Genomic DNA, 25142 nt, shown 5'->3' on the forward strand with positions numbered 1-25142 from the left:
GCGGCTTGCATAGCCACTTGAAGGAACGACGCTTTTTTGCTGAAAAAGGTAGGCATTGATGAGTGATTCGGCGGGCAATACCCAGGCGAGCAATCCCCTGGCCTGGGTCAACGGCAGTGATGCCCCGGAAAAGAGCAGTCTTGACCTGGGCTTCATGGCCTTGACCGACTGCGCCTCGTTGGTGGTCGCGGCCACCCAGGGCTTCGCCCAGCCCTATGGCTTGACCCTGAACCTCAAGCGTCAGTCGTCCTGGGCCAATTTGCGGGACAAACTGGTCAGCGGCGAATTGGATGCCGCCCACAGTCTGTATGGGCTGATCTACGCCGTGCATCTGGGCATTGGCGGTGTCGCCCCCACCGACATGGCGGTACTGATGGGCCTGAACCAAAATGGCCAAAGCATCAACCTGTCGCACGGCCTGCAGCAGCAGGGGGTGACCAGTCCTGAGGCGCTGGATCGCCACGTGCACCAAAGCCGAACAAAACTCACCTTCGCTCAGACCTTTCCCACAGGCACTCACGCCATGTGGCTGTATTACTGGCTGGCCAGCCAGGGCATCCACCCGTTGCACGATGTTGAGAGTGTGGTGGTGCCACCGCCGCAAATGGTCGCGCACCTGCAAGCCGGAAGAATTGATGGGTTTTGCGTCGGCGAGCCATGGTGCGCCAGTGCAGTGAAGCAAAACCAGGGCTTCACCCTGACCACCACCCAGACCATCTGGCCGGATCATCCGGAAAAAGTGCTCGGCTGCACTCAAGCCTTTGTCGAGCAATACCCCAACACCGCCCGCGTGCTGGTGATGGCAATTCTGGAGGCCAGTCGTTTTATCGAAGAAAGCCCTGAAAACCGTCGCTCCACGGCGCAACTGCTCAGCGCCCGGGACTACCTTGATGCCCCACTCGATTGCATCGAGCCGCGTCTGTTGGGGGACTATGACGACGGCCTGGGCAACCACTGGCAAGACCCTCATGCCCTACGCTTTCATGGCGACGGCGAGGTCAATCTGCCTTATCTGTCCGACGGCATGTGGTTCATGACCCAGTTCCGCCGCTGGGGCTTGTTGCGCGAAGACCCGGACTACCTCGGCGTCGCCCGTCGGGTGCAGCAACTGGAGGTCTATCGCGAGGCGGCAACCGCCGTGGGCGTCGCCGCCTGGGGCCAGGAGATGCGCAGCAGCCAGTTGATCGACGGAAAGCTCTGGGACGGTTCGGACCCGGCCGGTTATGCCCGCAGCTTCCGCCTGCATGCCATGGCCGACACTGCCGCGCAACTCGCCCGGCGCTGACAGGAGTCTGACCTTATGTTGCGAATCCTGCTGATCAACGACACCCCGCGCAAAGTCGGGCGCCTCAAGGCAGCGCTGACCGAGGCCGGGTTTGAGGTCATCGACGAATCCGGGCTGACCATCGACTTGCCGGCACGGGTCGAAACAGTGCGCCCGGACGTGATCCTGATCGATACCGAGTCACCGGGACGCGATGTGATGGAGCAGGTGGTGCTGGTCAGCCGCGACCAGCCACGGCCCATAGTAATGTTTACCGATGAGCACGACCCGGTGGTGATGCGCCAGGCAATCAAATCCGGGGTCAGTGCCTACATTGTCGAAGGCATCCAGGCCCAGCGCCTGCAACCGATCCTCGACGTAGCCATGGCCCGCTTCGAAAGCGACCAGGCCCTGCGCGCACAGTTGCAGGCCCGGGACCAGCAGTTGGCAGAGCGCAAGCGCATCGAGCTGGCCAAGGGCCTATTAATGAAAATGAAGGACTGCAATGAGGAAGAGGCCTACACCCTAATGCGCCGCCAGGCCATGAGCCGGCAGCAGAAGCTGATCCAGGTGGCAGAGCAGATTATTGCCATGAGCGAGTTGCTGGGCTGAAAAGCCCGTGTAGCCGCTGCCGAGGTACACCCGATATTGGCTCAGGTCTTGCTACACAATCACCACAGGTAGCCAACGGCGGTTGCCCCTCCACGACAAAGACGTCGCACACCCGGTTTGTCCTCGCGAACCCGGTGGCGGCGTTTTTTCGTTTTGGCCCCATAGCTTGGGGTCGGTGGGGCGGCCTTAGCCAGCCGTTCCATCACAAGGCCTTCTTACCAGCTCCCTTACCGCTGAGGTGCGTGATGAAATCAAGCTTTTGGAAATCCGGTCACACCCCGACCTTGTTTGCCGCATTCCTGTATTTCGACCTGAGTTTCATGGTCTGGTACCTGCTCGGCCCGTTAGCAGTACAGATCGCCGCCGACCTGCACCTGACCACCCAGCAGCGCGGCCTGGTGGTGGCAACACCGATCCTCGCGGGCGCCGTCCTGCGGTTTCTGATGGGCATGCTGGCAGACAAGCTGTCACCCAAGACCGCCGGGCTGATTGGCCAGGTCATTGTCATTGTGGCCTTGTTCGTCGCCTGGAAACTGGGCATTCACAGTTATGAACAAGCGTTGCTGCTGGGGATGTTCCTCGGCATGGCCGGCGCCTCCTTTGCCGTCGCCCTGCCCCTGGCGTCCCAGTGGTACCCCGCCGAGCACCAGGGCAAGGCCATGGGCATTGCCGGTGCCGGCAACTCCGGGACGGTGTTTGCAGCCCTTCTGGCGCCGGTGCTCGCGGCCGCGTTTGGCTGGAGCAATGTGTTCGGCTTCGCCTTGATTCCGCTGATCCTGACCCTGATCGTTTTCACCTGGCTGGCCCGCAACGCGCCTGAGAGGCCAAAAGCCAAGTCCATGGCCGACTACTTCAAGGCCCTCGGCGACCGTGACAGCTGGTGGTTCATGTTCTTCTATAGCGTGACCTTCGGTGGTTTTATCGGCCTGGCCAGCGCCCTGCCCGGCTACTTCAATGACCAATACGGTTTGAGCCCGGTCATCGCCGGTTACTACACCGCCGCCTGCGTGTTTGGTGGCAGCTTGATGCGGCCGCTGGGCGGCGCGCTGGCTGACCGGTTCGGTGGTATTCGCACCTTGCTCGGCATGTACAGCGTCGCGGCGATCTGCATTGCGGCAGTGGGATTCAACCTGCCAAGTTCCTACGCTGCCCTGGCGCTTTTCGTCTGCACCATGCTTGGCCTGGGTGCCGGTAACGGTGCGGTCTTCCAACTGGTGCCCCAACGCTTTCGTCGGGAGATCGGTGTAATGACCGGTCTGATCGGCATGGCAGGTGGCATCGGCGGTTTCGCGCTGGCGGCGGGCATGGGCGCGATCAAGCAAAGCACCGGCAGCTATCAGCTCGCACTTTGGCTGTTTGCCAGCCTCGGCGTACTGGCCTGGTTCGGCTTGCATGGGGTCAAGCGACGCTGGAGAACCACATGGGGCTCGGCGGCTGTCACCGCTGCACGGGTCTGATGAGCCTGCAGCTGAGTGTCGCCCAGGCCAGTGCCACTGGCCCGCGAGCGGAAAACCAGGACGCCTTGCGCCTGGTGACCCCCGCCCCTGAGTTGGCTGCCAGCAAAGGCTATTTGTGTGCGATCGCCGACGGTGTCAGCCAATGCGCCGATGGCGGCCTCGCTGCCCGCTCGACCTTGCAAGCCCTGGCGCTGGACTACTATGCCACGCCGCAAACCTGGGGCGTGGCCCAGGCCCTGGATCGCTTGCTGCTGGCACAGAACCGCTGGCTGCAAGCCAACGGTGGCGGCCTGCCGCTGCTGACCACCCTCAGTGCACTGGTGTTTCGCGGGCAGCGCTTCACCCTGGCCCATGTCGGCGACTGCCGGGTCTACCGTTGGCTGGACGGCGACTTGCAGCGCATCAGTGAAGAACATGTCTGGGAACAACCGGGTATGCAGCATGTGCTCAAGCGTGCCCTGGGTCTGGATCAGCATCTGGTGGTGGATTTTCTCGACGGTGAGCTGCGTGAGGGCGAGTGTTTTTTGCTGCTCAGTGATGGTGTCTGGGCGACGTTGGGCGATCACAGCATCAGCGCCATCCTGCGGGAACAGGCAGACCTGGACCTCGCCGTGAACACGCTGGTCAGTGCCGCGCATCTGGCGGGCAGCCAAGACAATGCCAGCGCCCTGCTGGTGCGCATCGACCAACTCGGCGCCGCCACCCTCGGCGATGCCCTGGTACAGTTGCGCCAATGGCCCTTGCCGCCCGCCTTGAAAGCCGGGCAGCGCTTTGAGGGCTGGCAGGTAGAAGCCGTGCTGGGGCAAAGTCGGCAGTCCCTGCTTTACCGCGTACGCGATGCCCAGCAACAGCCCTGGCTGCTGAAGACCTTGCCGACCAACCACGACGATGACACCCAGGCCGCCCAGGCCCTGTTGTCGGAGGAATGGTTTCTGCGCCGGGTCGCCGGGCGAGCGTTTCCTGAAGTCCACCCTGCTAGCAGCCGTCAGCATTTGTACTACGTGATGCGCGAATATGCGGGCCAGACCCTTGCCGAACGGTTCAAGCGACATGGCCCATTACCCCTGGCGCAATGGCAGTTCCTGGCCGAACGTTTACTGCGTGCGGTGGGGTTGTTGCACCGCAGGCAAATCCTGCACCGCGATATCAAACCCGAGAACCTGCTGCTGGGAGACGATGGTGAGCTGCGGGTCCTGGATTTCGGCCTCGCCTACTGCCCGGGACTTTCCGAAGACCGTGCCCACTTGTTGCCGGGTACCCCGAGTTTCATCGCCCCCGAGGCCTTCAATGGAGAACCTCCTACACCGCAGCAGGATCTGTATAGCATCGGCGTGACCTTGTATTACCTGCTGACCGGGCACTATCCCTACGGCGAAATCGAGGCTTTCCAACGACCCAGGTTCACCCTACCTGTCAGCGCCAGTCGATATCGGCCTGACTTGCCCGACTGGCTGCAACAGAGCCTGGAACGGGCAGTAGCCGCCCAGCCTGAACATCGTTATGAAACCGCCGAGGAATGGTTGCTGGTACTGGAACAGGCCGAGCGTCGTGAGTTGAGCCTGCACCCCAAGCCGCTGCTCGAACGAGAACCGCTCAAGGTCTGGCGGACCCTGGCAGTGGCATCGATGTTGATCAATCTGGTGCTGCTGTACTGGCTGTTGCACCGCTAAGGGGCGAAATCTCCCGAACCTTTCGCCACATGGCCAACAAACCCGGGCATCACCTCACTTGGCACAACCACTGCATTAGTTCTTTCATCAACACACATATAGCCGCCCCTTCAACGTCGAAGGTCGAGCTTCCCGAGAGAACGGGACCAGGACAAAGGCGTCCTCGCTAGGTAACTAGCGGGGACGCCTTTTTTGTTTACGCACGATTTGTCGAGCCACTGCGGAGAACGACATGAAGAAACTCAAACTGGTGATGATCGGCAACGGCATGGCCGGGGTTCGCACCCTTGAAGAATTACTCAAGCTGAGCAGCGAGCTGTACGACATCACCGTCTTTGGCGCCGAGCCCCACACCAACTACAACCGCATCCTGCTATCACCGGTGCTGGCCGGCGAGCAGACGTTCGAAGAGATCGTGCTCAACGACTTGAGCTGGTACCTGGATAACAACATCCAGCTGCTGCTCAACCGCAAAGTGGTGCAGATCGATCGGGGCAAACGCAAAGTCATCGCCGAAGACGGCAGCGAAGCCGAGTACGATCGCCTGCTGATCGCCACCGGGTCGACACCGTTTATCCTGCCGATTCCCGGCAACACCTTGCAGGGCGTGATCGGCTACCGCGATATCGCCGACACACAGGCCATGATCGACACTGCCAGGACCCACAAGCACGCGGTGGTGATCGGTGGTGGCCTGCTGGGCCTGGAAGCCGCCAACGGCCTGATGCTGCGGGGCATGCACGTGACCGTGGTGCACATCGGCGAATGGCTGCTGGAACGGCAACTGGACAAGACCAGCGGCCAACTCCTGCAAACCGAACTGGAAAACCGTGGTCTGGTGTTCCGCCTACAGGAACAGACCCAGGCCCTGCATGACGCGGGCAACGGTCGCGTCGGCTCGGTGCAATTCAAGAATGGCGACGTGATCCCCGCCGACCTGGTGGTGATGGCCGCCGGTATTCGTCCCAACACCGAACTGGCGGAAAAGTCCGGCATCCCGTGCAACCGTGGGATTCTGGTCAACGACACGCTGCAAACCTACGACCCGCGTATTTATGCCATCGGCGAATGCGCCAGCCATCGCGGGATTGCCTATGGCCTGGTCGCACCGCTGTTCGAACAGGCCAAGGTCTGCGCCAATCACCTCGCACAATTGGGCTTTGCCCGCTATCAAGGCTCGGTGACTTCGACCAAGCTGAAAGTGACCGGTATCGACCTGTTCTCCGCCGGCGACTTCATGGGCGGCGAAGGCACGGAAACCATCACCCTTTCCGACCCCATCGGTGGCGTCTACAAGAAGCTGGTGATCAAGGACGATATTCTCGTCGGCGCCTGTCTGTACGGTGACACCGCAGACGGTGGCTGGTATTTCCGACAGATCCGCGAGAACCACGCCATTGGCGAGATCCGCGATCATTTGATGTTTGGTGAAAACGCTTTGGGCGACGTAGGCCATCAGGGCCAGGACAAAGCCATGAGCATGGCCGACAGCGCCGAAGTCTGCGGCTGCAATGGCGTATGCAAAGGCACCATCGTCAAGGCGATTCAGGAACAGGGCCTGTTCAGCGTCGATGAGGTCAAGAAACACACCAAGGCCGCCAGTTCCTGCGGCTCCTGCGCCGGGCTGGTGGAGCAGATCCTGATCAACACCGTGGGCGGTGCTGCTGACGTCAAACCGAAAAGCGAAAAGGCCATCTGCGGCTGCAGCGACCTCAACCATGGGCAAATTCGCCAAGCCATTCGCGACCAGCATTTACTGACCATCGCCGGCACCATGAGTTACCTCAACTGGCGCACCCCCAACGGCTGCGCGACCTGCCGTCCGGCACTGAATTACTACCTGATCTCCACTTGGCCTGGCGAAGCCAAGGATGACCCGCAATCGCGACTAATCAACGAACGGGCCCACGCCAATATTCAGAAAGACGGCACCTACTCGGTAGTCCCACGGATGTGGGGTGGTGTGACCAATCCTTCAGAGCTGCGCCGTATCGCTGATGTGGCGGACAAATACAACGTGCCTATGGTCAAGGTCACCGGCGGTCAGCGCATTGATTTGCTGGGGATCAAGAAACAGGACTTGCCAGGCGTCTGGAAAGATCTCGACATGCCGTCCGGCCATGCCTACGGCAAATCCATCCGCACGGTGAAGACCTGCGTGGGCAGCGAGTTCTGCCGTTTTGGCACGCAGAATTCCACGCAACTGGGCATCGAGCTGGAGCATGACCTGTTCAATATGTGGTCGCCCCACAAGGTCAAGCTGGCGGTCTCAGGTTGCCCGCGCAATTGCTCGGAAGCGGGGATCAAGGACGTGGGAATCATCGGCGTCGATTCCGGCTGGGAGATGTACATCGGTGGTAACGGCGGGATCAAGACCGAGGTCGCCGAGTTCTTCGTCAAGCTGAAAACCGCTGAAGAAGTGCGCGAATACAACGGTGCCTTCCTACAGCTTTATCGGGAAGAGGCCTTCTACCTGGAGCGCACCGTGCACTACCTGCAACGGGTGGGCATGGAGCACATCAAGAAAGCCGTGCTGGAGGACCCGGAACGGCGCCGGGCGCTCAACGAGCGCCTGCAATTCTCCCTGTCGTTCGAACAGGACCCGTGGAAAGAACGCCTGGAGCAACCGCTGCTGAAAAAAGAGTTCGACACCATCCCCGTCAAACAGCTGGAGGTCGTGGCATGAACTGGCTGGATATCTGCGCCCTGGATGAAATCAATGCCCTCGGCTCGCGCATCATCAGCGGCCCTAAAGGCGAAATCGCGATTTTTCGTACCAGCGATGACGAAGTGTTCGCCCTGGATGACCGCTGCCCTCACAAGGGCGGACCATTGTCCCAAGGTTTGATCTACGGCAAGCGGGTTGCCTGCCCATTGCATAACTGGCAGATCGACCTGGCCTCCGGTGAAGCCCAGGCACCGGATATCGGTTGCGCTCATCATCATCACGCCCGAGTTGAAAACGGTCGAGTCCTGCTGGCCCTGCGGGACGCCGGTTGATGAACCGCCAGACCACCGCCTCGACCTGCTGCTACTGCGGGGTGGGTTGCGGCGTACTGATTGAGCATGACGGCGAGCGGATTCTCGGTGTCAGCGGTGATCCAACGCACCCCGCCAACTTCGGCAAACTGTGCAGCAAGGGTTCCAGCCTGCACCTGACCGGAGACCTCACGGCCCGGGCGTTGTACCCGGAACTGCGACTGGGCAAGGACCTCGCCCGCAGCCGCACCGATTGGGATACCGCACTGGAACACGCGGCCAACGTATTCGCCGACACCATTACCGAACACGGGCCGGACAGCGTGGCCTTCTACATCTCAGGGCAACTGCTGACCGAGGACTACTACAGTTTTAACAAGTTGGCCCGGGCGCTGGTGGGTACCAACAATATCGACAGTAACTCCAGGCTCTGCATGTCATCGGCGGTGGTGGGCTACAAGCGCAGCCTGGGGGCTGATGCACCGCCGTGTAGCTATGAAGACCTGGAGTCGAGCGACTGTGTCCTGATCGTCGGCAGTAATATGGCCTACGCCCATCCAGTTTTGTTCCGACGCCTGGAGGAGGCCAAAGCCCTCCGTCCACAGATGAAAGTGATCGTGGTTGATCCAAGGCGCACTGACACCTGCGACTTGGCGGACCTGCACCTGGCCATTCTGCCAGGTACGGACGTCGCGCTGTTTCATGGGATTTTGCACCTGCTGCTGTGGGAAGACTGGATCGATCGCGACTTTATCCAGGCGCATACCGAAGGTTTGGCCGAGCTGAAGAAGCTGGTGCACGACTACACCCCGCAAATGGTGTCGCAGCTGTGCGGGATCAACGTCGAGCAACTGCGCCAATGCGCACAATGGATCGGCACCTCACCCAGTTTTCTGTCGCTGTGGTGCATGGGGCTCAACCAGTCCACTGCCGGCAGTGCGAAGAACAGTGCGCTGATCAACCTGCACCTGGCCACCGGCACCCTTGGCCGACCAGGCTGCGGGCCGTTTTCCCTGACAGGCCAGCCGAATGCCATGGGAGGCCGGGAAACCGGTAGTTTGTCGAATTTGCTGCCTGGCCACCGTGAAGCGGCCAACCCGGAACATAGAGCAGAAGTGGCCGCCTACTGGGGCGTCGAACAATTGCCAGCCAATACCGGGCTGACCGCCATCGAACTCTTCGAGCAAATGCGGGCTGGCAAGATCAAGGCGCTGTGGATCGCCTGTACCAACCCCGCGCAATCACTGCCGGACCAGAATACTGTTCGCCAAGCCTTGGCGGCGTGCCCCTTCGTGGTGTTGCAGGAAGCTTTTCGCACCACCGAAACCGCCGCCTTCGCCGACCTGTTGTTGCCGGCCGCCAGTTGGGGTGAGAAAGAAGGCAGCGTCACCAACTCCGAGCGACGGATTTCCCATGTACGCCGCGCCATTGTCCCACCAGGTGAAGCACGTCCGGACTGGGCAATCACCGTGGATTTCGCCCAGCGCCTGGAACGACGTTTGCGTCCCGGAAAACCAGGCCTTTTTGCCTTTGAGCAACCGGCGCAAATCTTTGATGAATACAAACAGCTGACCCGCGGGCGTGACTTGGATTTGTCGGGTATCAGTCACGCCCTGCTCGACCGAATCGGACCGCAGCAATGGCCTTTCCCGGACAACGCGAAAGCAGGGACTACGCGGCTGTACACCGATGGCGTCTTTCCTACCAGGAATGGCCGCGCACGTTTTATTGCCGACCCCTACCGGGCCGCCAAGGAGCAACGGGACGCACGCTTCCCCCTGACCCTCATCACCGGCCGCCTGCGGGACCAATGGCACGGTATGAGCCGCACAGGTACCGCCGCGCAGCTATTCGGCCATGTCAGCGAAGCTTTGTTGGGCCTGCACCCGGATGAACTGCGCCGTCATCGCTTCAAAGAGGGTGATCTGGTCAGCCTGAAAAGCCGTCGCGGCAACGTGATTGTGGCCGTGACCAGCGACGACAGCGTGCGGCCTGGCCAGGCATTTCTGCCTATGCATTGGGGCGATCGCTTCCTCAAGGGCGGCGTCAATGCCCTCACCCAGCCGGCGTTCGACCCCTTGTCGAAACAGCCCGAACTCAAGCACAGCGGCGTACGACTGGAAGCGGTGCAATTGCCCTGGCAACTGTTTGCGTTGATCGAGGGCGATGTGCAGCAACATTTTGAAGCATTACGGCCGCTGTGCGAGGGCTTTGCCTACGTCAGCTTGAGTCTGGCCGGGCGGGAGCGACCAGCGCTGCTGATTCGCGCGGCCCATGGCGAAGCGCCTGACTTGCAAGTACTCCAGCGTATCGACCAACTGCTGGGACTGAACGACGGCCCGGTCATGGCCTACGACGATCCCCGCCGCTCCATCGGCAAGCGGGTGAAAGTCGAGAAGGGGCGTATCACTGCCATCCGTTTGGCTGGAGAAACCCTCGCCCGACACTGGCTGCAAAGCCTGTGGCTGGAAGGCCGGACCGACGAACAACTACGCCGCTGGCTGTTGGCGCCATTGAGCGCGCCGCCGGGCAACGCTGCCGGGACGGCCAGCAACAAGACTTTGTGTAACTGCAAGAACGTCAGCGAAAGCGCCGTCTGCGCGGGTATCACCCGGGGCCTGGACCTGAATGGGCTGAAACAGGAACTGGGCTGCGGCACGCAATGCGGCTCCTGTGTGCCGGAAATCAAACGTCTACTGGCCAGCAGTCCTCAGCCAATCGCAATCAGTCTGTGAGGGGAATAACGATGAACGCAAAAGTCTGGCTGGTGGGCGCAGGCCCCGGCGATCCGGAACTGCTGACCCTCAAGGCGGTAAGAGCGTTGCGGGAGGCGGATGTGGTGCTGATTGACGATCTGGTCAACCCGGCGGTGCTTGAGCATTGCCCGCAGGCTCGAATGGTGACTGTCGGCAAACGTGGCGGGTGTCGCTCCACGCCGCAGGACTTTATCCATCGCCTGATGCTGCGATATGCCCGCCAGGGCAAGTGTGTGGTGCGGCTTAAAGGAGGCGATCCGTGCATTTTTGGCCGTGGTGGCGAGGAAGCCTTGTGGCTAAGGGATAGAGGGATCGAGGTAGAACTGGTCAACGGCATTACGGCAGGACTTTCAGGGGCGACCAACTGCGATATCCCGTTGACGTTGCGGGGAATCAGCCGTGGCGTCACCTTGGTCACCGCTCACACGCAAGACGACAGCAGCCTCAATTGGCGCGCGCTGGCAGAGGGCGGTACGACACTGGTGGTCTACATGGGTGTGGCGAAGCTGGGAGAGATCCGGCAGCAGCTACTGGAAGCGGGCATGGCCACCGACATGCCGGTGGCGATGATTGAAAATGCCTCATTGCCTGAGCAGCGGGAGTGTCGCAGTGACCTTTCCCGCATGGAGGACGATGCGCGAAGCTTTGCCTTGAAGAGCCCGGCAATACTGGTGATTGGACGCGTTGCTACGATCGCAAAGGCGGCGAAACCACTCGCGATGGAAAGCGCCTGAGGCAAAATCCAGGCAAAAAAAAGCCCGGCCTAAGCCGGGCTTTTTCTACAACTCAGTAATTACTGAGCTGCTTGAGCTTCAACCGAGGCTTCTACGCGACGGTTAACAGCACGACCTGCTTCAGTTGCGTTGTCAGCAACTGGGCGGGATTCGCCGTAACCAACAGCAGTGATGCGGTTAGCAGCTACGCCGTCTTTTTCCAGAACTTTCTTAACAGCGTCAGCACGACGCTGGGACAGCTTCTGGTTGTAGGCGTCTGGACCGATGGAGTCAGTGTGACCAGCAACTTCTACGTTGGTAGCTGGGTACTGAGCCATGAAGTCGGCCAGGTTTTTCACGTCGCCGTAGCTGTTAGGCTTAACAACCGACTTGTCGAAGTCGAACTTAACGTCCAACTCAACACGAACAACCTGAGCAACCGGAGCTTCTGGCTCTGGAACTGGCTCTGGAGCTGGGGCAGGAGCTGGTGCTACTGCGCCAGCGTTACCGCCGAAGTTCACGCCCAGACCAACCAGTGCAGCGTAGTCCCACTTGCCGTTGTCCAGTGCGTAGTCAGCTTCAACACCGGCACGAGCGTACAGGTTGTTGGTGAAGTAGTACTTCACACCGGCACCAGCGATAGCCAGAGTCGACTGATCGCGACCGCTGTGGCCGTCAGCTTTGACGTTGCCACGGCTCTGGTGACCGAAACCACCTTCTACGTATGGACGCAGGGAGTCTACGCCAGCCTGACCGAAGTGATAGGTAGCAACCAGGCTACCGGTATCGCCGCCAATCTTCTGGTTACCAGTACCGTTGTTCGAACGGGTGTGGTTGGTTTTGTCGTAGCTGAGGTTCAGCTCGAGGTCGTCGGTCAGGAAATAACCAATGCGAGCGCCTGGGTTGAAGCCGTCTTCGATATTTTTGACGCTATCGTTGTACTGCTTCTTGTAGAACAGCTCGCCTTCAACTGCGCCTTGGCCTTGTGCCAGAACGCCGAAAGAAGTAGCGGCAATAAGAGAACCAATGGCCAAGCCCAAGGTGTTTTTCAGTTTCATCCGTTAAATCCCCATCTGGTGATTGTAAAGCAGTCCCACATACCGGGGGACAACTCGGCGACAAGTCTAACAGAACTTGCCTACACGTAAGAGATATTTGCACCGAACTAAGTTTCAGTACTGCCCGCAAATTTCTCACGCAATTTATCAAGAGCACGTTTGTAACGCATTTTTGTAGCACTCAAACCCATATGCATAATGTCAGCGATTTCCTGAAATTCCAATTCTGCGACAAATCGTAGCACCAGAATTTCCCGGTCAATCGGATTCACATGCACCAACCAGCGATCAAGTCCGCCCTTCTCCTCAGGTGTCGGCGTCTTTTCTTCAGACGCTTCCTCGAGGGGATCCAGACTCAAAGCATCCATCAAGCGACGCTTTCGCCGTTCCTTCCGATACTGCGTGATGCACTCATTGTACGTGATGCTGTATAGCCAGGTTTTGAACTTCGATTTGCCCTCGAAGTTCTTCAGGCCGTACAGCACCTTGAGCATCACTTCCTGACAGACATCATCCGCATCCCGATCGTTCCCCAAATATCTTGAACAAACGTTGAACAAGGTGCGTTGATACCTGCGCATCAATTCTTCGTACGCGCGTGTTACGTGAAACAGCTCCGTGTGCGAGCGCGCGACCAACTCCTCATCAGAGAGCTCACGGGGGTCATAGCGCGTGGACAGCGTTTGGGCTTTATTCAAAACAAGTCGTGCCGACAGTCAGGTCAATGTCCGCCACAGCCTGGTCACCCAGGATTGCGGCGGCGTACATTAGCAGGGTTTGCCGGATTAGCGGCTACTCACATGCTGTTCCAGCAGAATCCGATTGGACAGCGAAACCAGTTCGCCATCATCGGTCAGCACTGTCGTCTTGACTGTGCCGATCTCTTCAATCTGCCCTTCGACCTCGCCCACACGCACGTGTTGCCCAACCTGGTACAACTCACGCACATAGATTCCCGCAAGAATCTGACCGGCAATATCCCGGCTTCCCAACCCCATGGCCAGCGCAACAGCCAGACCAACGGTAATCAAAACAATCACAATTACATGGTTGAGGAGGTCAGTCTTGACCTCCAACTGGCTGATCGCGACCGAAATACTGATGATGATCACCAGCCCCTGAGCGATTCGCCCCAGGCCACTGGCGTAATCCAGCCCCACTCCTTCAGCCGCACCGCGCACCAGCCCATTGGCCAGCTGCGCCAGCAAAACCCCCACCAGCAATACCAGCGCGCCGCCGAATACCTTCGGCAAATACAGCGCCAACATGTCGAGAGTAGCTGAAACTCGCTCAAGTCCAAGTGATTCGGCTGCAGAAACCAAAAAAATCAGCAAAACGAACCAATAAACAATCTTTCCGATCAGTGTGGAGATCGGTACTTGCAACCCGGCCCGGCCCAGCAACTTGGTGAGACCGGTACCTCCCATCAAGCGATCAAGGCCCAATTTGGCGAGTAACTTGGACAGCAGGGTGTCGAGCAGCTTGGCCACGACAAAACCCAACAGGACCACCACCAGAGCGCCAAACAGGTTGGGAATGAAATTCGCCACCTTGGTCCACAGTGCAGTCATTGCAGTTACCAGACTCTGCGTCCAGAGATCAAGTTCCATATTCAATCAGCCTTATCAGCAGTGCGAGCAATAGGTTTACGACGGGAAACCGGGGATACATGGGCCGAACCATTGTTCAGGGCCATCATCAACGCCGGCAACCAACGACCGAGCAAACCGAACAGATCTCCCGCCCCTACCTGACGGTTGGCGGTTTTCAGTACGCGACCCAGGCAAGCATCGTCGTCCCGGTTGGACGGCGAGGCATTCAGCATGTCACGCAAAGACTGTTCGAACGGATCGTGCATAAAGGACCTCTCGCAAGTATTTTAAAAGACGAGGGTAAAATTCTTCAGGTCACATGACCTCTTACTACGTTCAGGTCATATTCAGGTCAAACCCAGCGTAAACGTCGGAACAACCACCACTGCCCCACTGCCACCGTGACCATCATCAGGCAGGCAATCAAGAACCCATAAGGGTTGGAAGAGAACGGAATTCCCCCCACGTTGATGCCCAGCAGCCCAGTCAGGAAACTCATTGGCAGGAAGATCCCGGTGATGATCCCGAAGCGGTACATGGTGCGGTTCATACGCACGCTCAAGCGTCGGTCTTCGGTCTCAAGCACAAGCCCCACGCGCTCTCGGGTCAATTCCAGCTCTTCCAGATAACGCGTCAGGCTGTTGTTCAATTCATTCCAATAGTCAGCATCGTCATCGACGAACCAAGGCAACTTGATCCGGGTCAACTGACCGAAGATGTCCCGCTGGGGCGACAAGAAACGCTTCAACCCGGCAGCCCGCCGACGGATCTGCAAAATGCTGCCATGTTCCGGAGTATACCGTTCGTCGGCATCCAGTTTTTCTTCTTCGGCATCGACGATTTCAGAAAGATCACTGACCAGATCCTGAACCTTGTTGGTCAGGTACTGCGCCATATAAAGGATAAGCTCCGACGCGGTTTTAGGCCCTTTGCCATCCGCCAGTTGCACCAGCAGCTCATCGGTGGCGCGCAACGGTCGCAAACGCAACGAAATGACCCGCGAAGCCGAGGCGAAAATCCGCACCGACACCATGTCTTCTGGCTCAGCCCCGGGATTCAGGTTGATTCCGCGCAAGAACAGCAACAGCTCTGCGTCTGGTAGCGGCAACAAGCGCGGACGCGTGTTCTCTTCCAGCAGCAAATCACAGGCAAACTCACTCAAACCACTGGATTTGCGCAGCCAGGTCTGAGTCTGGGGATGGCTGCGATCCCAATGCAACCACAGGCTTTCCTGGGGCTGCAGTTGCAACTCATCAAGCTCGGTCCGGGCAATCGAACGCGCACCGCCTTTGCCATCCAGCACCAGGGCATGTACCAACCCCCATTGCGCGTTTTCTTCCTCGAACATCCTCACCCCTGTCGGCTACTGCTGTTTATTCAGGCATTTTCAGCGGGCTGGGGGAGACAATCACACCGTTATTGTCGGCATAGACATACTCACCCGGGCGGAACGTCACGCCGGCAAAGGTCACCGCCACGTTCAAATCGCCGATACCACGTTTGTCGGTCTTCATCGGGTGGCTGGCCAGGGCCTGCACCCCAAGGTCGGTTTGGGCAATGACGTCGACGTCACGGATGCAACCGTAGATCACCAGCCCTTCCCAGCCATTTTTCGCGGCTTTCTCGGCGATGATGTCGCCCAGCAACGCTCTGCGCAGGGAACCGCCACCGTCGACCACCAGCACCTTGCCGGCACCGTTGAGCTCGGCCTGTTCCTTGACCAAAGAGTTGTCTTCGAAGCACTTGATGGTAACGATCTCGCCACCAAAGGAGTCCCGGCCGCCGAAATTGCTGAACATCGGCTCAACCACCTGCACCAGTTCCGGGTAGGCATCACACAGATCGGGGGTAACGTAATGGTTCATCGGGAAACTCCTGTAGGTGAAAGAAGGTGTTGAACAACCCACTGTTTACATCAGCTCTTTAACTCAGGGAAACGCATCGCAACGACGGTCCTTTAACGCACGCTCGTTGTGGCCGGCAATGATCAGACTCGCCCGAGCGCAACGCAATAGCTACTGCACGACTGAATATGACCAGAACAGCTCGTTGCGTCATATCTTAGCCGCAACCACAGGCAAGCGAAACGCCCTTGTTAGAGCCTTCCCCTCAAACCGCCGCGAGCACCTGAGGCTGAGCCCCCATCAACGGTGTCAACGGATCCTTCAGCCACCGCTGCACCAACGGCCACACTTCGGTCTGGGCGGCCTTGCTGACCAACATCTCCACATGCCCGAAATCACCGGTAAATCCTTGCTTGCGCCCCAGACAGAGGTACTGACGGTGCTCGGAACCTATTTGTTCGAACAATTTACGGCAGGCCCAATCCGGGTCCTGATGATCGCCGGCGGCGCTCACCGCCAGAATGGGTACATCTACCCCCGCCAGGCCCTTCCACCAATCACTCTCGGCATCGCCAAAACGCCCGAACAAACCGTGCCAGCGCATGGTTTCCAGGGCCAGGCCGATGGGTTCGTCTTCCGGGCCGCGCTTGAGCCTGGAACCGGACAACTGGGAAAAGCGTTTCAAGATAAATCGACCACCCCACTCCACCGGAGGAATCTTCAATGGCCACCAGGTTCGGCTGACTTGGCAGCCGAACAATGCCACCGAGGCCACTGCCGGAGCGCCCAGGTACTGCCCTCCCAATGCAGCCGCCAGGGTAATACCACCGAGGGAATGACCGACCCAGTGAGGTATCTGACCACTCTGCTCACGAACAAACGCAGCAATGGCCGGCAAATCGTACTGCGCATAGTCAGCCACGCGGTTTTTGGCGTAATCCTGATTACGCCTGGACAAGCCATGCCCACGCATTTCCGGGATCCACACGTCGAACCCCTGCCGCGCCAGTGAGGCGCCCAGGCCGATGCCCTTGGGCGAGTACCAAAACCGTCGGTTGGAGAAGCTGCCATGTAACAACACCACCGGCACGCCCCGGTTTTCCGGGACATCGGCCTGACCCAGACGGGTCACGGCCAGCTCGACGGTGCCATCTGGGCTGTTGCCGGGTTTAAGTCGATAAACATCTTCACTCAGGTCGCCACGACGCTCAGCGCTGATCAAGGCGACGGGAAACAGGTTGCTGCTGCTTTGCATAATGCTCTTGCACAAAAAAGGGCGGCGTCCTGATGGAGTTCCGCCCTGTACAGAATGAGAAATGCCGGCCAGCCGCGGTGGCTGGCCGGCAGGTGACGACTTAAACCGAGGCTTGACCTTCCGCCAGGAAGAACCAGGTTTCCAGCACGGAGTCCGGGTTCAACGAGACGCTTTCGATGCCCTGTTCCATCAGCCATTTGGCCAGGTCCGGGTGATCGGAAGGGCCTTGGCCGCAGATACCAATGTACTTACCGGCCTTGTTACACGCCTGAATGGCATTGGCCAGCAGCTTCTTGACCGCAGGATTACGCTCGTCGAACAGGTGAGCGATGATCCCCGAGTCGCGGTCCAGGCCCAGGGTCAGTTGGGTCAGGTCGTTGGAGCCGATGGAGAAGCCGTCGAAGAATTCCAGGAACTCTTCGGCCAGGATGGCGTTGGACGGCAGTTCACACATCATGATGACGCGCAGGCCGTTTTCCCCACGGGACAGGCCGTTTTCGGCCAGCAGGTCAACGACCTGGCTTGCCTCGCCCAGGGTGCGTACGAACGGCACCATGATTTCGACGTTGGTCAGGCCCATCTCATTGCGCACGCGCTTGAGAGCACGGCATTCGAGCTCGAAGCAGTCACGGAAGGCTTCACTGATGTAACGCGAGGCACCACGGAAGCCCAGCATCGGGTTTTCTTCTTCCGGCTCGTAGAGCTTGCCGCCGATCAGGTTGGCGTATTCGTTGGACTTGAAGTCCGACAGGCGCACGATGACCTTTTTCGGGTAGAACGCCGCCGCCAGGGTACTGATGCCTTCCACCAGCTTCTCGACGTAGAAGCCCACCGGGTCGTTGTAGCCCGCGATGCGCTTGTCGACGCTTTCCTTAATATCCAGCGGCAACCCGTCGTAGTTCAACAGCGCCTTGGGATGCACGCCGATCATCCGGTTGATGATGAATTCCAGGCGGGCCAGACCCACACCGGCGTTCGGCAACTGGGCGAAATCGAAGGCGCGGTCCGGGTTACCGACGTTCATCATGATCTTGAACGGCAGGTCCGGCATGGCGTCAATGGAGTTTTGCTTGATGTCGAAGCCCAGCTCACCTTCAAAGATGAAGCCAGTGTCGCCTTCAGCGCAGGAAACGGTCACGCCCTGGCCGTCTTTCAACAGTTGGGTGGCGTTGCCGCAACCGACGACCGCAGGAATCCCCAACTCGCGAGCGATGATCGCCGCATGGCAGGTACGCCCGCCGCGGTTGGTGACAATGGCGCTGGCGCGCTTCATCACCGGTTCCCAATCCGGGTCGGTCATGTCGGAGACCAGTACGTCACCTGGCTGGACCTTGTCCATCTCGGACACGTCCTTGATGATCCGCACCTTGCCGGCGCCGATGCGCTGGCCAATGGCACGGCCTTCCACCAGCACGGTGCCGGTTTCTTTCAACAGGTAGCGTTCCATGACGTTGGCCGACGTGCGGCTCTTCACGGTTTCAGGGCGGGCCTGAACGATGTACAGCTTGCCGTCGTCGCCATCTTTGGCCCATTCGATGTCCATCGGGCACTTGTAGTGCTTCTCGATGATCATCGCCTGTTTGGCCAGTTCGCTGACTTCAGCATCGCTCAGGCAGAAACGCGCGCGTTCGGCCTTGTCGACATCAACGGTTTTCACCGAGCGACCGGCCTTGGCTTCGTCGCCGTAGATCATCTTGATGGCCTTGCTGCCCAGGTTGCGGCGCAGGATCGCCGGGCGACCGGCCTCAAGGGTGTGCTTGTGGACGTAGAATTCGTCCGGGTTGACCGCGCCTTGTACGACAGTTTCCCCGAGACCGTAGGCGCCGGTGATAAACACCACGTCACGGAAGCCCGACTCGGTGTCCAGGGTGAACATGACGCCGGCGGTGCCGGTTTCCGAACGCACCATGCGCTGTACACCGGCAGACAGGGCCACCAGCTTATGGTCGAAACCCTGGTGTACACGGTAGGAAATGGCACGGTCATTAAAGAGTGAGGCAAATACTTCCTTGGCCGCGCGAATGACGTTTTCCACGCCGCGGATGTTCAGGAAGGTTTCTTGCTGGCCGGCGAAGGAAGCGTCGGGCAGGTCTTCGGCGGTAGCCGACGAACGCACGGCGACGGCCATGTCCGGGTTACCGGCCGACAGCGTGGCGAACGCGGTGCGGATCTCGGCGTTGAGCTTCTCGGGGAACTCGGCTTCCATGATCCATTGACGGATCTGGGCGCCAGTCTTGGCCAGGGCATTGACGTCATCGACGTCCAGCGCATCGAGGGCCGCGTGAATCTGATCGTTGAGGCCGCTCAACTCGAGGAAATCACGGTAAGCCTGGGCCGTAGTGGCGAAGCCACCGGGCACCGAGACACCTGCGCCCGCAAGATTACTGATCATCTCGCCCAGGGATGCGTTCTTGCCCCCCACATGCTCTACATCATGGACGCCGAGCTTATCGAGGGAAACTACGTACTCTACCAAGGTGATCTCTCCACTAACTGTGTTGGAAAAGCTCAGGACGCCGGCCGCTCAGTAGGAGCAAACACCTGCGCTTGTGGCCTGGACCTGGAAAATAAGTGAGAATGCAGCCCACTGCGGGACGGCAAAATCGCGCCTATCATATCCAAGATTCGTCATCAGCTTAAGGCCCAAGGCTCAAATGAAACGATCTGCTTTCTTTATCTCCGACGGCACCGGCATTACTGCCGAAACCCTGGGTCAAAGCCTGTTGGCGCAGTTCGAAAACATTACCTTCAGCAAATTCACGCGACCCTATATCGATAGCGTGGATAAAGCGCGAGCCATGGTACAACAAATCAATCTGGCCGCCGAAAAAGACGGTTTTCGTCCGATCATTTTCGACACCATCGTCAATCAAGACATTCGTGAGATCCTCGCAACTTCGAATGGTTTCATGATCGACATCTTCTCGACCTTCCTGGCGCCTTTGGAACAGGAGTTGAGTGAACATTCCTCCTACTCGGTAGGCAAGTCCCATTCCATTGGCCACAACTCCAACTATATGGAGCGGATCGAGGCGGTGAACTTCGCCCTCGACAATGACGACGGCGCCCGCACTCACTACTACGACAAGGCCGACCTGATCCTGGTGGGTGTGTCCCGCTGCGGCAAGACCCCGACCTGCCTTTATATGGCCATGCAATTCGGCATTCGCGCGGCCAACTACCCGCTGACCGAAGACGACATGGAGCACCTGACGCTGCCGGCCGCCCTGCGCGCCCACCAGCACAAGCTGTTCGGCCTGACCATCGACCCGGACCGCCTCACCGCCATTCGTAACGAGCGCAAGCCCAATAGCCGCTACTCCAGCTATGCCCAGTGCGAGTTTGAAGTGCGGGAAGTGGAAAATCTGTTCCGTCGCGAGAATATTGCGCACATCAATTCCACGCATTTTTCGGTGGAAGAGATTTCGGCGAAGATTCTGGTGGAGAAAGGCGTCGAACGGCGCTTCAAGTAACTTTATTGTCTGACCCGACAAGCCAGCTCCCACACTCACCGCGTCGTTTCGTCGAACTCGGTGAACTGTGGGAGCTGGCTTGTCGGGTCGCCGCACCGCTGCGATGAACGATAACTCGGTCCCGCCTTATAAATGAAAGCGCCCCCCGCCCTGCCCCAACGCCGTCGCCAGCGCATCAAACCCCTCCCGCAACAACTGATCATCCCCTGATGTATTGCAGATACTCGCCCGAATAAACTGCGGCACTGCGGTTTGCCCGACAGCAAACGCCTCCGCAGTCGCGATCAAGTAATTGTTCTGCTTCAGTTCTGCCTCGATTTCCGACGCCCGCCAAGGCTCCGGAACTTCGATCCAGAAATGTGGGCTGTTGAGGTGGGTGCGGTATTCAAGGCCGGCCAACAGGCCTTCGACCAGTGCCTTGCGTCGGCTGATCTCGTTGATTTGCTGGTGCAGCAAATACTCCGCCGTGCCGTTTTCGATCCATTGGGTGGCCAGCTCAAGGGTCACCGGCGTCGCCATCCAGCAGGTAGAACGCAGGGCTGCGGAGATGCGGCTGACCAGCGCTGGCGGCGCATGCACGTAACCCACACGCAAGCCTGCCGACACCGCCTTGCTCAGGCTGCTGATCAGAATGGTGCGTTCCGGGGCGAAATGGCTCAGGGGCGGCGGCCGGTCTTCCACCAATACGCCGTGGGCCTCGTCTTCGAGGATCAACAAGTTGTGTTCCCGGCAAACCTTGACCAGCGCTTCACGGCGAGCAGCCGACAGCACCGCCGTCGTCGGATTCTGGATCGTCGGCGTGCAGTACAACGCCGACACCCGGTGATTACGGCAGACCTCATCCACCGCACTCGGCAGCAACCCTTCCTCATCCATCTCCAGACCGATCAGGCGTATGCCGAGCATGCGCGCGGCGGTGATCAACCCTGGGTAGGTCAGTTGTTCCGTGACCACGGTGTCCCCGGCCCGCAACAACGCCATCATTGCGCACAGCAGCCCGTGCTGGCCGCCATTCACGCAAATCACCTGCTCGGGAATCGGATAGAAGTCGCGCTGGGTCAGCCATTGGGCGCCGGCAGCGCGGTAACGGGGCAAACCGGCATCCGGGGTATACGCGCTGATGTCCTGCAGGAACTTGGCGTTGTTGGCCAGGGTTTGAAAGCTCTGCGCCAGGAATGTCGTCTCCTGCCCCGGGATGTGCATGTTGCGGCTCATGTCGAAGTACTGCCGCGGCTCCTCACTGAAGTTACGGAAGCCCTCATCCCGCTGGCGCTCCATCCCACGCTTGCGCACGAATGTACCGTCACCGACCCGCGCCACCACCAGCCCAAGGCGTTCCAGTTCGCCGTAGGCCCGGCTGATGGTGCCGATGGTGACGCCCAGATTGTCGGAAAGCACCCGATGGGGCGGCAGTTTTCGTCCCGGTTCAATCAAGCCTTCAAGGATGCCCCGCTCCATGACGTCGGACAGGCGTTTGTACTTGACGCCCTGACCGCTGGACAGCCCCTCACGCATAATTGACACCATGTCAATATTTGTTTTGACAGTCATCATTCGCCCAAATAGTGTGCTTTAACGGGTTCAATCACCGGATTAAGGATCTCAATATAGAGGTCAATTCCGTATCAGGGAAGCAATGTCACGATGCCAATGTCCGCCGTCTTAGAAAACACTGAAAAAACAAAAACACGCAAACAGTGGCTGGCTGGCCTGATCACCAGTGTGATGTTTCTGATTGTCTGCCTGAGCTGGGGAACCACCTGGCTGGGGATCAAGATTGCGGTGGAAAGCGTGCCGCCGCTGACCTCTGCCGGCCTGCGCTTCCTGATCGCGTTCCCACTGTTCCTGTGTTTCGCCATGGTGCGCCGTGAACCGATTCTGTTTCCTCGGGAGAGTCGCTGGTTCTTCGTGTTCGTGACCCTTTCCTACTTCAGTGTTCCCTATTACCTGCTCAACTACGGCGAGATGCATGTCTCATCCGGCCTCACCGCCTTGCTGTTCAGTTGCATGCCGGTGTTCATCCTGATTTTTTCCGCGCTGTTTTTACGTGAGCGCATCTACTTCTCCCAGGTGGTCGGCATCGGCATCGGCTTCGGCAGCCTTTATATGATCATCAAGAGCCAGGGCCTGCACCTGGACCATGCCGAGTTCTTCGGGGTACTGGCGATTCTCGCCGCAGCGATCATGCATGCCTTGTGCTATGTCATCACCAAGCAAAAAGGCAGCGCCATCAGCGTCATTACCTACAACACCCTGCCCATTGGCATCGCCGGTTTGATGTTGTTTCTCGCCGGGCTGTGGTTTGAAACCCCAACCTTTGAAGACATTACCCTGCGTTCCTGGAGCGCCCTGTTCTACCTGGGGCTGGTGGCGTCGGTCGGCGGCTTTATCGTGTATTTCATGCTGCTCAAGCGCCTGAGCCCGATCATCCTGTCTTTCGTTTTTATCATTTTCCCGGTGTTCGCCGTGATCATCGGCGCCTGGTACGAAGGCGTGGAAATCTCCAAGGACCTGATGCTGTACTCGGCGATCCTGCTGGCCGGCTTTGCGATCACCAAGCTGCCCGTCGAAAAGCTCCTGGCCAAGAAAAACTGACATGAACGCCCTCACACCTTCCGCCCTGGACCAGATTTACGCCCACGCCAGCCGCACCTACCCCGAAGAGTGCTGCGGCTTTGTCTTCGCGGATGGCAGCGTGTACCTGGGCAGCAACATCCAGAATGAATTGCACCGCAAGAATCCCGAAATGTACCCCCGCAGCGCAACCAACGGTTACACCTTCGCGGTGGCCGATACGCTGATGATGAACAAGGCTTTTCGCAGTGATAACCCGGTGGTGGTGATCTACCACTCCCATCCTGACGTCGGTGCCTATTTCAGCGACGAGGACCAGGACAAAGCCTTGTTCATGGGCGAACCGATCTACCCCGTCAGTTACCTGGTGGTGGATGTTCGCCAGGCCAAGCCCCAAGGTTCAAAGTTGTTTGCCTGGGATGGCAGCAACTTTGCCCGCAAACCCTTCAACGACCTGCAAATGGAGTTGTGCATGAACGCTGTCTCTTTCCCCGACATCCTGGTCCGTGTGGCCAAGCTGCCCGAATCGACCCTTGAGGGTGCCGGATCGACATTGCGCGAAGTCATTGAAAACCTCTGCGACCACTACCCGCAATTGCGTGCGCATCTGTTCCACGAGAAAAACAACCAGCTCAAGGAACACTTCCTGTTTACTACCGGGGAAGAGCTGATTGAGGCCGATGAACCGTTGCCCGAATCGGCAAAAATTGAAGTCCTGCTCGCCACCTCGGGCGGCATGGATGTCGACCTACTGAGCAATGAAGAAGTGCAGCGCTACGTGCGCCATATCACCCTTCCCGGCGTGGGTCGCGAAGGCCAGTTGAACCTGAAAAAAGCCAAGGTGCTGATCATCGGCACCGGCGGCCTGGGCTCGCCCATCAGCCTGTACCTGGCGGCAGCCGGCATCGGCACCCTGGGACTGGTGGACTTCGACGTGGTGGAAAGCAGCAACCTGCAACGCCAGATCGTCCATGGCAACAGCACCCTGGGCATGTCCAAGGTGGAGTCTGCCAAACAGCGTCTGCAAGACCTGAACAGCCATATCCAGATCAATGCCCACAACACCGCCTTGAACGCCGACAACGCCTTGGAGCTGGTGGGCGCTTATGACCTGGTGATCGACGGCACCGACAATTTTGAAACCCGCTACCTAGTCAACGATGCTTGCGTGCAGTTGGATAAACCCCTGGTGTACGGTGCCATCTACCGCTTTGACGGCCAGATCAGCGTCCTCAATTACAAAGGCGGCCCGTGCTATCGCTGCCTTTTCCCCCATGCACCACCGGCAGAGCTGGCACCCAATTGCAGTGCCGGCGGTGTGATCGGCGTGCTGCCGGGTGTGATCGGGATGATCCAGGCCACCGAGGCGATCAAGCTGTTGATCGGGATTGGCGAACCGCTGTCCGGCCGGTTGATGCGCTTCGATGCCCTCGCAATGAAGTTCAGCGAAATCCGCTTCAAGCGCCGTGCCGACTGCCCATGCTGCTCCGAACGGCGCCACAGTGAACAGCCAGCCGCCGCCGTGTGTGCTGACGCGGTCGCCAGCGCCCCGGCCCTGGCCGAAGAGCGCTACATCAAGCCGCGCGTGCTCAAGCAACTCCTCGAACAACACCGAAGCGCCGACATCCTGCTGGATGTGCGGGACGCCAGCGAGCTGGAAGTCTGCAAGCTGCCCGGGGTGCTGCACATTCCCCTGGCTGAACTCGACGGGCAACTCGACAGCCTGAGCCGAGACAACACCCACTACCTGATCTGCTACGCCGGGACCAGGGCCGAGCAAGCCGCCAGCACCTTGCTGGCGGCCGGCTTCGCCAATACCAAAGTACTGCAAGGTGGCATGAAACACTGGGTTCGCGACGTCGAACCCGACATGCCTTTGTACTGATAACCGGCCA

20 protein-coding genes are annotated in these 25142 nt (G+C 59.1%); 11 read left to right on the plus strand and 9 right to left on the minus strand.

Annotated features, from left to right (window positions below; translation table 11 throughout):
- Positions 1-58: 58 nt before the first annotated feature.
- From GNF76_RS10390 to cobA, 8 genes are all read left to right on the plus strand, one after another.
- Positions 59-1285, plus strand: a complete 1227-nt coding sequence (locus GNF76_RS10390; protein WP_155583074.1) for a CmpA/NrtA family ABC transporter substrate-binding protein — start codon at positions 59-61, stop codon at positions 1283-1285.
- A gap of 15 nt (positions 1286-1300) precedes the next feature.
- Complete coding sequence (locus GNF76_RS10395; protein ID WP_155583075.1) at positions 1301-1876, plus strand: ANTAR domain-containing response regulator; 576 nt, start codon at positions 1301-1303, stop codon at positions 1874-1876.
- A gap of 245 nt (positions 1877-2121) precedes the next feature.
- Positions 2122-3333: a nitrate/nitrite transporter gene (locus tag GNF76_RS10400; RefSeq protein ID WP_155583076.1), complete on the plus strand. Its 1212-nt coding sequence runs from the start codon at positions 2122-2124 to the stop codon at positions 3331-3333.
- On the plus strand, positions 3333-5003 hold the full coding sequence (locus GNF76_RS10405) for a bifunctional protein-serine/threonine kinase/phosphatase (RefSeq protein WP_155583077.1): 1671 nt from the start codon (positions 3333-3335) through the stop codon (positions 5001-5003). Before GNF76_RS10400 ends, GNF76_RS10405 begins: the two co-directional genes overlap by 1 nt.
- A gap of 232 nt (positions 5004-5235) precedes the next feature.
- A complete protein-coding gene (gene nirB / locus GNF76_RS10410; RefSeq protein ID WP_155583078.1) occupies positions 5236-7689 on the plus strand; it encodes a nitrite reductase large subunit NirB in 2454 nt (817 codons plus the stop codon).
- On the plus strand, positions 7686-8003 hold the full coding sequence (gene nirD / locus GNF76_RS10415) for a nitrite reductase small subunit NirD (RefSeq protein ID WP_155583079.1): 318 nt from the start codon (positions 7686-7688) through the stop codon (positions 8001-8003). Before nirB ends, nirD begins: the two co-directional genes overlap by 4 nt.
- Entirely contained in the window at positions 8003-10717 is a 2715-nt protein-coding gene (locus GNF76_RS10420) for a nitrate reductase (RefSeq protein ID WP_155583080.1), read from the plus strand. Before nirD ends, GNF76_RS10420 begins: the two co-directional genes overlap by 1 nt.
- Before the next feature lie 11 nt (positions 10718-10728).
- On the plus strand, positions 10729-11472 hold the full coding sequence (gene cobA, locus GNF76_RS10425) for a uroporphyrinogen-III C-methyltransferase (RefSeq protein WP_155583081.1): 744 nt from the start codon (positions 10729-10731) through the stop codon (positions 11470-11472).
- 59 nt (positions 11473-11531) lie between these two features.
- Here cobA and GNF76_RS10430 read toward each other — a convergent pair whose 3' ends face one another.
- The 8 genes from GNF76_RS10430 to ppsA form a co-directional block, all read right to left on the minus strand.
- On the minus strand, positions 11532-12509 hold the full coding sequence (locus GNF76_RS10430; protein ID WP_155583082.1) for an OmpA family protein: 978 nt from the start codon (positions 12507-12509) through the stop codon (positions 11532-11534).
- 107 nt (positions 12510-12616) lie between these two features.
- Positions 12617-13207 carry an RNA polymerase sigma factor SigX gene (gene sigX / locus GNF76_RS10435; protein ID WP_155583083.1) on the minus strand — a complete coding sequence of 197 codons (591 nt, stop codon included), beginning with the start codon at positions 13205-13207 and terminating at the stop codon, positions 12617-12619.
- A gap of 87 nt (positions 13208-13294) precedes the next feature.
- On the minus strand, positions 13295-14119 hold the full coding sequence (locus GNF76_RS10440) for a mechanosensitive ion channel family protein (RefSeq protein ID WP_155583084.1): 825 nt from the start codon (positions 14117-14119) through the stop codon (positions 13295-13297).
- A gap of 2 nt (positions 14120-14121) precedes the next feature.
- Positions 14122-14367, minus strand: a complete 246-nt coding sequence (locus GNF76_RS10445) for a hypothetical protein (RefSeq protein ID WP_029298275.1) — start codon at positions 14365-14367, stop codon at positions 14122-14124.
- 86 nt (positions 14368-14453) lie between these two features.
- Entirely contained in the window at positions 14454-15449 is a 996-nt protein-coding gene (locus GNF76_RS10450; protein ID WP_155583085.1) for a zinc transporter ZntB, read from the minus strand.
- Between the two features lie 25 nt (positions 15450-15474).
- Positions 15475-15966 carry a ribonuclease E activity regulator RraA gene (gene rraA / locus GNF76_RS10455; protein WP_155583086.1) on the minus strand — a complete coding sequence of 164 codons (492 nt, stop codon included), beginning with the start codon at positions 15964-15966 and terminating at the stop codon, positions 15475-15477.
- 244 nt (positions 15967-16210) lie between these two features.
- Positions 16211-17200, minus strand: a complete 990-nt coding sequence (locus GNF76_RS10460) for an alpha/beta fold hydrolase (RefSeq protein WP_155583087.1) — start codon at positions 17198-17200, stop codon at positions 16211-16213.
- 100 nt (positions 17201-17300) lie between these two features.
- Positions 17301-19676: a phosphoenolpyruvate synthase gene (gene ppsA, locus GNF76_RS10465; protein WP_155583088.1), complete on the minus strand. Its 2376-nt coding sequence runs from the start codon at positions 19674-19676 to the stop codon at positions 17301-17303.
- Between the two features lie 178 nt (positions 19677-19854).
- Here ppsA and ppsR point away from each other — a divergent pair, with 178 nt between their 5' ends.
- Positions 19855-20673 (plus strand): posphoenolpyruvate synthetase regulatory kinase/phosphorylase PpsR, encoded by an 819-nt coding sequence (ppsR, locus tag GNF76_RS10470; RefSeq protein ID WP_010176424.1) that lies wholly within the window; start codon positions 19855-19857, stop codon positions 20671-20673.
- 126 nt (positions 20674-20799) lie between these two features.
- Here the strand turns inward: ppsR and GNF76_RS10475 are convergent, their stop codons facing one another.
- Positions 20800-22224: an aminotransferase-like domain-containing protein gene (locus GNF76_RS10475; protein WP_155583089.1), complete on the minus strand. Its 1425-nt coding sequence runs from the start codon at positions 22222-22224 to the stop codon at positions 20800-20802.
- 150 nt (positions 22225-22374) lie between these two features.
- Here GNF76_RS10475 and GNF76_RS10480 point away from each other — a divergent pair, with 150 nt between their 5' ends.
- Together GNF76_RS10480 and moeB are read left to right on the plus strand one after the other, a co-directional pair.
- Positions 22375-23268, plus strand: a complete 894-nt coding sequence (locus GNF76_RS10480) for a DMT family transporter (RefSeq protein WP_178123281.1) — start codon at positions 22375-22377, stop codon at positions 23266-23268.
- A 1-nt stretch (position 23269) separates the two neighbouring features.
- Positions 23270-25132 carry a molybdopterin-synthase adenylyltransferase MoeB gene (gene moeB, locus GNF76_RS10485; protein WP_155583091.1) on the plus strand — a complete coding sequence of 621 codons (1863 nt, stop codon included), beginning with the start codon at positions 23270-23272 and terminating at the stop codon, positions 25130-25132.
- The last annotated feature ends 10 nt before the right edge of the window (positions 25133-25142 follow it).

Origin of the sequence: Pseudomonas spelaei, from assembly GCF_009724245.1 — a bacterium.
Classification (GTDB): domain Bacteria; phylum Pseudomonadota; class Gammaproteobacteria; order Pseudomonadales; family Pseudomonadaceae; genus Aquipseudomonas; species Aquipseudomonas spelaei.